Genomic DNA, 10,215 nt, shown 5'->3' with positions numbered 1-10,215 from the left:
CCGCCTCCGGGGTTCCGGAGGCGGCTTTTTTACATCTGACCTGAGCGATTAATCGTTCAGATCTTCGTCATCATCAATACTGTCATCGCCTGCTTCACGCGGTTTGCGAATACGGTGCGCAGCTAAAATCTCAACGTAAAAACTATCGCCACCAGCAACCGCAACTTCATCCATCTTTTTGGTGAGTTCACCCAAACGCACGACTTCTGCGACATCCGCCGTCACGCCGAATTTGCAATCGAATGCCCAGTAATCGACACCTTTTGGCAGGGTTTTGCGGCGTTCGCGTTTTACGTATTTGCGCACTTCGTGCTTGATGGCCTCCAATACGCGGTCACTATTTTTGCCTTCGACATGGAGTTTGAACGTCTTTTTCATGGTTTACCTATAAGAATTTGAATCGGGAACAGCCATAACCAGGCTGGATCGCGGGCGCGCATAGTAACACGGGCGCCCTAACCTGCGCTGGCTCTATCAGCGATGGCCAAGCCGTCCAAGCGGCGCCCGATAAATCAACCAGAGCCCTGCACCAATCACAGCGGCAGTTGCGCCCATATCCCGCCAGGTGTGGTAGCCAAGATAAAACATCAGCTCACCGTAGGCCAACAGGCTCGTGCCCAGCAGAATCCACACTAAGCGAATACGCAATTCGACACCGATAAAGACCGCCAAAGACAGAGCCGCAGCCGTGTGGGTTGAGTAATCCAACCCCATGGTAGACCACCAATGCCAGCGGTTATCGGCCAACATCAACCCATACACCAGCAGTGCTGACGCCACTAAACGCAACCAAAACCAGCGCTGGCCGTTCATCCATTTAACGGTTGCGACACCCAATGCAATGGCTAATAGCAGCGGTACATAGGCATCGGCGATTTGGTCGAGTATGGCATTCATGGATTATTGGCTCATTGAGGATAAAAGCCGCCGCAGGCTAATTCATCGATCGCCGAATGCCAAGGCCTTTTCTATAGGCTTTACCCCATAAGATGGCTATAATGCGCGCCTTCTTTTTCTGCGCGTTTTTCGATCAACGGTTTATCTAACCGCGATTCGGCAGCGCGCATCACCCAGCGTAATTCCAAGCAGGTAGTCGTTCGATGTCCACCACTGAAGTGCCCAGCAAAAAGCTCTATATCAAAACCCATGGCTGCCAGATGAATGAATACGATTCATCGCGCATGAAGGATTTGTTGGGTGAATCGCACAACATGGTGCCCACCGAAGACCCGGAGGATGCTGATGTCATCCTCATCAATACCTGCTCCATCCGTGAAAAAGCGCAGGAACGCTTGTTCCATGAGCTCGGCCGCTGGAAAAAACTCAAGAAAAAGAACCCGGACCTGGTAATTGGTGTCGGCGGTTGTGTTGCCAGCCAGGAAGGTGCTGCTATCGCTAAACGCGCGCCCTATGTGGATTTGATTTTTGGCCCACAAACCCTGCATCGCCTGCCGGAAATGATGGAAACCAAGAAAAACAACGGCGTAGTCGTGGTCGATGTCAGCTTTCCAGAAATTGAAAAATTTGACCGCTTGCCACAACCCGATGCCGATGGCGTCAGCGCCTTTGTATCAATCATGGAAGGCTGCTCCAAATACTGCACTTTCTGCGTAGTACCCTACACCCGCGGTGAAGAAGTCAGCCGCCCGGTGGCAGATGTCATGACTGAAATCATGCACCTGGCAAAACAAGGTGTACGCGAAGTGAACCTGCTTGGCCAAAACGTGAATGCCTATCGCGGCGATACAGCAGACGGAACCCAGATTGATTTGGCGGAATTGATTACCTACGTTGCTGCGATCGATGGTATCGATCGCATCCGTTTCACGACATCGCACCCGGTGGAATTCAGCGATGCGCTGATTGAGGTGTACAACCAGGTTCCCGAATTGGTAAGCCACCTTCACTTGCCGGTGCAGAGCGGCTCTGACCGTATATTGATGGCAATGAAGCGCGGCCACACCGCGCTGGAATACAAATCCAAATTGCGCCGCATCAAAAAGAATCGCCCTAATATCAGTTTCTCTTCGGATTTTATTATCGGCTTCCCCGGTGAAACGGATGCCGATTTTGAAGCAACTATGAAGCTGATCCAGGATATGGATTTTGATACGTCATACAGTTTTATTTACAGCGCCCGCCCGGGAACTCCCGCTGCCGATTTTCCAGATGACACGCCGGAAGAAGTTAAAAAACATCGCCTTGCTATTTTGCAAGATCGATTGATCCAGCAAGCCCTCGCGATCAGCCGCCGCATGGTGGGCAATACCGAGCGCATTCTGGTGACCGGTTATTCCAAAAAAGATCCTGGGCAACTTTGCGGCCGCACTGAAAATAATCGGGTGGCGAACTTCCGCAGCGACAATGCCGATTTGATTGGTAAATTTGCTGATATTCTTATTGAAGAAGCGCTGACTAATTCATTGCGCGGAACCTTGGTAAGTTCAGAATTGGATGCGGATTGGGTTAAATAATTAATTAGAAAAAATGCACAGAAATATACAAAAAAAAATCCCCGTGTTGGTAATACCAACACGGGGATTTTTATTTGCCAAGACTGCAGGTAAAACTATCGACAGTTAAAACCTAGCAGTTCTTGTCGGATGCCTCTTCACAGGCATCCTCAACACCGTCCTTGATTTCATCCGCGGCGTCATCCAAGGTATCGCGGGTCTCATCAAGCGCTTTATCAACATTCTCACCCAACTTTTCTGCTGACCCGTCGTTGGAGTCACATGCAGCCAAGGGCTCAGCTAATAAAGCGATGATATATTCACGTTGTAGTAAATTCATAAAAACTCCTTATGCAGTGATTGTATCGACACAGAACACGTAGCGTAATACGTGCCAATCCTGCAAAACACAGAGTTGGAGGGGACATTACAGGTAAAGGAGGTGTAAATAGAATCAGAAGGACATTTTAATTTTGTATGTTTTACAAAATCTCAATAGAACTACCAAATTACCTAGCAATCCACTAAAAAAACAATTCACTCTCATTACTCAGGCCAATATAGCCTCAAGCTGCGCAAGCGATACCGGTTTTAATAGGCTCGCCGTAACACCCACATCTGCAGCCCGTTGAGGATTAACTGCTTCTCCGCTGGCAATGATAATGCGCAGTTGAGGGTTTAACTTATGAATTTGCGCCGCACAGTCATAACCATTCATATCAGGTAAGTTCAAATCGATCAGCACCGCATCCGGGTTGTGTTGCTCAATTGCTGCCAAGGCTGCAGTAGCATACTGGGTGCTAAATACTTGCCAACCCATAAGGGTTAATAACCCCTCCATTGCTGCTAACGCATCAGCATTATCTTCCACGACTAAAATGGATTTTTGTTGTGGTGGTATTACCAGATCATTCTTTGCGGGCCCACTCTTTGCCGGAGACAGAAATCGAGATAAACAATTATAAAGCCGGGTTTGATCAAGTGGCTTACTTAAATACGCAGTGAAACCCGATTCAAAACACCGATCCATATCACCCTTCATATGTGCTGCGGTCAGTGCCACCAGCGGCCGCGTAAAACCCTGATAGCGCAATTGCTGCGCAGCCTGATGCCCATCCATAACCGGCATATGGATATCCATCAAAATCAAATCAAACGTTTTATCGGCAAGGTTATCGGAATTAACGATACGGATAACATCCGCGCCATCGGTGGCATAAACCACTTCCGCGCCGGTAAGTTGAACAAATTGCCCGATCAGAGTACGTATATCGCGCAAATCATCCGCTACTAGTACGCGGCCAGCAAATTGTGGTATCTGTACGTGAAGCTCTTCCGGCTTATCAAAATTTAACGCGAGAATTTCGGTTTCTACACATTCAAGATGGTCCAACTCCAAGGTAAAACTGAATTCACTCCCGACGCCAACTTCACTGCGGACCTGAATACTACCTCCCAAGCGTTCCACTAACTGTTTACTAATCGTCAACCCCAGCCCGGTGCCCGCACGTGGATGAACTTGTGCATTTTTTGATTGCACGAAGGGCTCAAAAATAACTTTAAGAGTCTCAGCACAAATCCCGATTCCGGAATCTTTTACACAAAAACAGATTTTATTATTCCCATTCTCCTCAAGCCAATCAATCTTTAACAAGACTTCACCTTCACGGGTGAATTTAATCGCATTGCCCATCAGATTTAACAAAATTTGTCGCAAACGCATTTGATCGCTATAAATAACAATGGGTAATGGCTGCGGTGCTTCTATGCGCAACTGCAGATTTTTGTCAGCTGCAGCACCCTGCATCAAAAAATAAATATCAGTGAGAAATGCTGAAAGCGAAATGGGTTGCTTTTCCAGCTCCAACTTACCCGCCTCAATTTTGGAGAGATCCAAAATATCATTGAGTAATCCAAGTAAGTGTTTGCCATTACGATGCACGACACGCAAATGCGCAGAGCTTTCTGAATCATTACTTTTATTCAGTAATAATTCAGTAAATCCTAAAATGGCAGAGAGTGGTGTACGCAATTCATGGCTGAGATGGGCAAGGAATTCACTTTTTGAACGGTTTTCAGCTTCTGCCTTTAACCGCTCCACTCGTTCACGCTCAACTTCACGGCGCGCCAATGCATAACGGATTGCACGCGCCAGTTGTTCGGCACTGAGTTTGGACTTTACTAAATAATCAACAGCACCTGCCTGTAACGCCTGACGATCCACCTCAACCTGATGCATACCCGTAAGCAAGATAACCGGGCCAGAAAAACCTACTTCATTGGAAAACTTTAACAATTCGATTCCGTCACGTGCGCCGAGTTTATAATCCATTAAACACAGGTCGTGCCTATCCTCTGCTAATAATCGCTGCCCCTCCTCATAGGTCGGGGCCCAATCCAGGATGCAGGTTTGGCTAATATCCTCGAGTAAATCCTTAACGAGTATGAAATCGTCTTCATCATCATCGATAATTAGTAGCTTTACATGATGCATGTTGGCTTTTTTGCCTCCTTGATAGTTACGGCAGCTCCACAAACTCTACCCAATATTTTCCCAAAGTGCGCATCAATTCAACCAATGCATCAAAGGTAACGGGTTTGGTGATATAAGATGCAGCACCAAGATCGTAGCCTTTCACCATATCCTCCTCCGCTTTTGATGTTGTTAAAATCACAACCGGGATACGACGCAATCTAGGGTCAGCTTTAATTTCTGCCAGCGCTTCACGGCCATCCATTTTTGGCATGTTTAAATCCAATAAGATCAAACCTGGCATTGGGTATAAGGCGCGATCACTAAAATCATCATCACCGCGCAAATAGCTTAACAATTGCACGCCATCCTCAACAAAATGCAATTCATTGAGCACACGGCTTTCATGCATAGCTTCTTGTGCTAACAAACGATCATCAGCATCATCATCCGCCATTAAAATGATTAAGGTTTTTTTGGGAACATTCATAGGTACATCCTTAGTTTGCTAAAATAGCGACATCTCACTGCTATGGAGCATCCGCAAGCAAATCGATTAAAGGCTCTATCACCATTTGTGTCATAGGTAGAGAGATTGTAAATATTGCACCTTCACCGGGTTCACTCTGCGCTGTAATTGTACCGCCGTGGCGTTCAATAATTTTTCGACATAAAGCCAAACCTATACCAGTACCGGAATACTCATCGCGTCCGTGCAAACGCTGGAATAAGCTAAATACCCGCTCAGCATATTGTGCCTCAAATCCGATACCTTGATCGGCGAAGCGTAAACAGCACCAGTGACGCTTATCATCCGCTATAGGTGATGCCAGGTTACTTTCGCAGGTGATGGCAATAATAGGGCGCGCATCAGGCGAATGAAACTTCAAACTATTGGCGACCAGATTCATAAACACTTGCGCCATTTGCGATGCATCGGCATCAATTGTTGGCATAGGATCTATATGTAATTGGGCATTGGTTTCTTCAATCGCATAATCAAGATCATCCATCACCCTATACATGACTTCATTTAAATCGACCCTAACAAATGGCCGCTGTTTTGTGGTCACGCGTGAAAAACTTAATAGATCATCAATTAACGCTGACATACGTTCAGACGCAGCCTGCATACGCACAACATAGTTTGAACCTGTCTCACCTAACTGACCTGAAAATTTTTGTTGCAATCGATCACCAAAGGCACGGATTTTACGCAAGGGCTCTTGTAAGTCATGGGAGGCAACAAAGGCAAACTCTTCCAACTCCCGGTTACTGCGCTGCAATTCCTCGGAATATTGCAGTAACGCCTGGGTGCGCACACCAACCTTTTCTTCCAGTTCGGCATTAGCGAGCGCGAGAGCTGAATTCAATTCAGCTACTTTATTAGAATTACGGTACAACGTATAAAAAACACCTAACGATAAAATCAACCCAATACCATTCGCCAGCAACAACGCCATGAGAATAAATTGCTTATTCTCTGCCGCGACCACTTTGTTCTTTTCCAGCAAGGTAAACTCTTCATTTTCCATTTCACCCAATAACTGTGAAATAGCACGCATCAATTCAATACCTTCATCGGTTTTAACCTGACGTATTGCCGCTCGAATTTCATCCCTATCGGTCAATGCCACAATCCGTTGCATTTCATCAATTTTTTTTCTTACATAGTTGTGGAGAAGCTCGAAACGATTTTTTTGTTGCGGTAACTGGGTTGTGGATTCACCTAATCGATTTAACAAATCATCGACCACAACTAATGTTTGGTGATAGGGCTGAAGATAATCGGCATCTTCAGTGAGCAAGTAACCTCTCTGACTAGATTCAGCTGCCGCAAGCTCCCTATTTAAATCTTTAATAAAATTAATTGTTTGCAAGGTGTTGTTGATGCTGATGTTATTTTCAGTAATTACATCAATCGAACGATAGGCAAGTACAGCACTAACAGCAAAAAAGGTAATGGCAGCAGAAAGCGCCATTACCCACACAGAGCTAGGCAGCTTATTGATAATATATTTATTGAAAGGATTGTTAATGATTAATGAGTCACTACTCACTTATCCCCACCCTCGCTATTACTATCGAGCGCTCGAGTAAACCGGGTATTGTGCAGTGTTTCAAGCACTTGGCTACACTGCTGGCACTCCGCCAAAATAGTCTCAAATATACTGATTGCTTTACGTATATCCCCAGTACGCTCCAGGGTTAACTTACCCAGCTCCGCATTAATTGAAATGGTATTAAGAGGGTTGCGCAAGTCATGCACAAATCGATTTTTTTCGCCGTCCATATCCAACTCCTATAACTCAACATTGCCATAACTATTTAATCGGTTATAGAGTGTTTTTAAACTGATACCAAGAATATCGGCAGCCTGCTTTTTATCGCCATCAAAATGCTCCAGAGTAGACTCTATAAGCTCTCGTTCAACCTCTTCAACTGTTTTCCCAACACGAATACCCGCTTGCGACTGATGAACAACTTTCGAAAAAGGTGATGTAAGATTTTCAGGCAAAACCAATACTTTTTGTTTTTGATCAGCCATAATGTAAGCGCGATGAATAGCATGGCGCAGTTCGCGTACATTGCCCGGCCAATCATAATCAATCAATCGTTTCATCGATTCGTCATTAATACCTATTGCGCCATCATATTCCTGATTAAATCCAGCCAAAAAATGCTGGACCAATAATGGGATATCTTCCTTGCGTGCGCGCAGGGGTGGAATATGAATGGGAAACACCGCCAAACGAAAATATAAATCCTCTCTCAAGCAACCCTGCACGGCCATATCTTGTTCGGTACGATTAGTTGCGGAAACAACCCTACCCTCAATATCAACACTCGTTGTGGCGCCCAAGCGAGTCACTTTCTGAGTTTCTAATACACGTAATAAATTAGGTTGAAGATCAATTGGCATTTCCGTAATTTCATCTAGAAATAAAGTTCCCTTATTTGCCTGTTCAAATACGCCAATTTTTCGATGGGTTGCACCGGTAAAAGCCCCCTTTTCATGACCAAATAATTCGCTATTGATCAACTCACGTGAAAAAGCGCCACAGTTGGCCGCAACATAATCCCCCTCTACTTGGCTAGCATAATGAATCGCTGCCGCCACCATTTCCTTTCCTACACCGCTCTCCCCCAACAACATAACATTGGCTTTGGTTGCTGCCACCCGCTCAATCATTTCATATAGATGACGCATGGCTGCAGACTCACCAACCAAATAACCAAAATGTATTTTGATTGAAGGCTCGGATTTGGCAATAGCCAGCTTTTTTTCTTCAAAGAGTGATTCTAGTTGTTGTAAATCTATGGGCTTGATGAGGTAACTTATATTTGACCCGTATAAATTTTTTACAATAGATTTAATAGAAGGGTGACCGGTAATAAGCGTAATTTTTGTGGTATTCGGGGTGGGCAAGGCTTCCAGCAAATGCAACCCACTACCGTCGGGCAGGATTAAATCCAGAATCATATGTGTATAGACATTTTTGCTGATCAACTCCCGCGCCTCCGCAACAGAATCTGCAGCAGTGACACTATGCCCCAATAAACCCAGTAGTTGCACAGTTGCATCCAGAAAACGTTTATCGTCGTCAACCAGTAAGACATCAGCCACAATCAAACTCCTCTTGTTAGCTAGCTTCGAGGCTTATTCTAGCATCAGTCAGAGAGAAGAAAGCAGCAGCTATAACTAACTTAGCGATGCAATTCACTTTTTAGTGACAATTAAGCGCGGTGACCAAAATCTCAAACCAGACAAAGCAACACGATATAGCTGATGCGACATATGGCTGTTAGCCCCCAATCCGAGTTGCGTAACGACTCCAGCAATAAAAGGAGCTATTGCAAACGTAATCAGAAAAGAACTGAATTTAGACGTGTTGATTCTTGCACACCAACATTGCTGCAACACTGCATTTTGCAACAATAGCTGGTCATTCTTTTGCTTTATCTCTGCCATTAATTCCATCTTGCATACTCCGTACAAAACAATCAATTTGCAAGCGCGTACAGGGCAGGGTCATTCGTGTGCGATATTTTACAAACAACAAACGACAGACTAGTAACAACAATACCTGAAGCAAAAAAAACGTCAGCATACCCAAACCGACCTGCCCACTTGCTGCAAATACCGACCACGCCATAAGTGTAGAAAAAGCACACCACGTCAATAACATAACGGGCATCATTAATAACCACAACATGATTAACTTAGGGAAAGTACGAATAGCAAGTAAAGCCTCTACCCTAGCCAAATCGACAACACCACCAATAAAGCCTACCAATTCCTCTCCGAGCTGCAGGGTTTGCGCTACATCGGATGCCCAACTGGCAGAAGAGTGTGGCGACGCATTATTTCCCGCCACACTTTCTCCTGAACATTTATCGCCTAAAAAATTCCCCTGAGGATTTTTAACATCAGGGGAATTTTTTTCATGATTATGGCTATTCATGAGCTGACAACTCAGTGGCGACGTTGCAATAAATAAGACACTAACCAACCCGCCGCAAAAGCGACACCCACAGTCACCAGGGGTTTAGCCCTAACAACTTCTTCAGCCTTTTCTTCCAACTCCAAGGCGCGTGCTTTACCTTCCTGAAGGTGAATTTTTGCGTTAGCAGCAGTCGCACTGCCAATAGAACCAACAGCGTCATAAATACTGGAAGTTGCTTCTTTAAATTGCGCAATAGCTTCTGACATAGAGATATCGTCCAATTTACCATTCTCATTACTTTTTACTGAAGCTTGAGTAACCATGGGATATTACCTCTCAGATTATTTAATGAAACACATTAAGGATTGGGTAAATTACTAAGACTTACGCTAGCAACATGGTGATATTAATGTTTAAAGACGACGACGACCGAAAATCAGCGACAATACAAAAAGCACCAAAAACACAAAAAATAATATTTGTGCTATTCCGGATGCCGCACCAGCAATGCCACCAAAACCGAGAAGACCGGCAATAATGGCAACGATAAAAAATACCAACGAATAATAAAGCATGTGATTCTCCTTTTTTAGCATTCGCATTGTTACTTACAATGAACGTGCCAAGTTGCTATCTATTGGCAGAAAACACATATTGTTCTTTGAAATAAACAATTAAGATAAAAAAGAGATAAAACCAGAGGGTTCATGCACTTAATAGCATGATCGACAATACTGATGATGGTGTATAGATAGTAATTATGCTTAAAATCAATTTATCAAAAAAAAATTAAAATATAAATATTGCAAAGGTTACAAAAGGCAGAAAACCTTACACTACA

General features: G+C 44.6%; 12 protein-coding genes. 1 reads left to right on the top strand and 11 read right to left on the bottom strand.

Annotated elements, in window-relative coordinates:
• Positions 1-48 precede the first annotated feature (48 nt).
• Together ACWA6V_RS00850 and ACWA6V_RS00845 are read right to left on the bottom strand one after the other, a co-directional pair.
• Positions 49-378, bottom strand: coding sequence for a DUF6172 family protein (locus ACWA6V_RS00850; RefSeq protein WP_449520733.1), 330 nt, complete (start codon positions 376-378; stop codon positions 49-51).
• Positions 379-474: 96 nt separating this feature from the next.
• Complete coding sequence (locus ACWA6V_RS00845; RefSeq protein WP_449520732.1) at positions 475-897, bottom strand: hypothetical protein; 423 nt, start codon at positions 895-897, stop codon at positions 475-477.
• Positions 898-1,100: 203 nt separating this feature from the next.
• Here ACWA6V_RS00845 and miaB point away from each other — a divergent pair, with 203 nt between their 5' ends.
• Positions 1,101-2,474: a tRNA (N6-isopentenyl adenosine(37)-C2)-methylthiotransferase MiaB gene (gene miaB / locus ACWA6V_RS00840; protein WP_449520731.1), complete on the top strand. Its 1,374-nt coding sequence runs from the start codon at positions 1,101-1,103 to the stop codon at positions 2,472-2,474.
• Between the two features lie 112 nt (positions 2,475-2,586).
• Here the strand turns inward: miaB and ACWA6V_RS00835 are convergent, their stop codons facing one another.
• The 9 genes from ACWA6V_RS00835 to ACWA6V_RS00795 all read right to left on the bottom strand — a co-directional run bounded on the left by ACWA6V_RS00835 (position 2,587) and on the right by ACWA6V_RS00795 (position 9,949).
• Positions 2,587-2,793 (bottom strand): hypothetical protein, encoded by a 207-nt coding sequence (locus ACWA6V_RS00835; RefSeq protein ID WP_449520730.1) that lies wholly within the window; start codon positions 2,791-2,793, stop codon positions 2,587-2,589.
• A 210-nt stretch (positions 2,794-3,003) separates the two neighbouring features.
• Positions 3,004-4,947, bottom strand: coding sequence for a response regulator (locus ACWA6V_RS00830; protein ID WP_449520729.1), 1,944 nt, complete (start codon positions 4,945-4,947; stop codon positions 3,004-3,006).
• Positions 4,948-4,972: 25 nt separating this feature from the next.
• A complete protein-coding gene (locus ACWA6V_RS00825) occupies positions 4,973-5,416 on the bottom strand; it encodes a response regulator (RefSeq protein WP_449520728.1) in 444 nt (147 codons plus the stop codon).
• 40 nt (positions 5,417-5,456) lie between these two features.
• On the bottom strand, positions 5,457-6,986 hold the full coding sequence (locus tag ACWA6V_RS00820; RefSeq protein WP_449520727.1) for a sensor histidine kinase: 1,530 nt from the start codon (positions 6,984-6,986) through the stop codon (positions 5,457-5,459).
• Positions 6,983-7,219, bottom strand: coding sequence for a histidine kinase dimerization/phospho-acceptor domain-containing protein (locus tag ACWA6V_RS00815; RefSeq protein WP_449520726.1), 237 nt, complete (start codon positions 7,217-7,219; stop codon positions 6,983-6,985). The genes ACWA6V_RS00820 and ACWA6V_RS00815 overlap by 4 nt, the downstream gene beginning before the upstream one ends.
• A 9-nt stretch (positions 7,220-7,228) precedes the next feature.
• Entirely contained in the window at positions 7,229-8,554 is a 1,326-nt protein-coding gene (locus ACWA6V_RS00810; RefSeq protein ID WP_449520734.1) for a sigma-54-dependent transcriptional regulator, read from the bottom strand.
• Between the two features lie 319 nt (positions 8,555-8,873).
• Complete coding sequence (locus ACWA6V_RS00805) at positions 8,874-9,392, bottom strand: hypothetical protein (RefSeq protein ID WP_449520725.1); 519 nt, start codon at positions 9,390-9,392, stop codon at positions 8,874-8,876.
• 11 nt (positions 9,393-9,403) lie between these two features.
• A complete protein-coding gene (locus ACWA6V_RS00800; protein WP_449520724.1) occupies positions 9,404-9,697 on the bottom strand; it encodes a hypothetical protein in 294 nt (97 codons plus the stop codon).
• A gap of 90 nt (positions 9,698-9,787) precedes the next feature.
• On the bottom strand, positions 9,788-9,949 hold the full coding sequence (locus ACWA6V_RS00795) for a DUF1328 domain-containing protein (RefSeq protein WP_449520723.1): 162 nt from the start codon (positions 9,947-9,949) through the stop codon (positions 9,788-9,790).
• Between the last annotated feature and the right edge of the window lie 266 nt (positions 9,950-10,215).

This window comes from Cellvibrio sp. (assembly GCF_053579595.1).
Note: the sequence above shows the minus strand (reverse complement) of the source record. Positions and strands in the feature narration are given on the sequence as shown.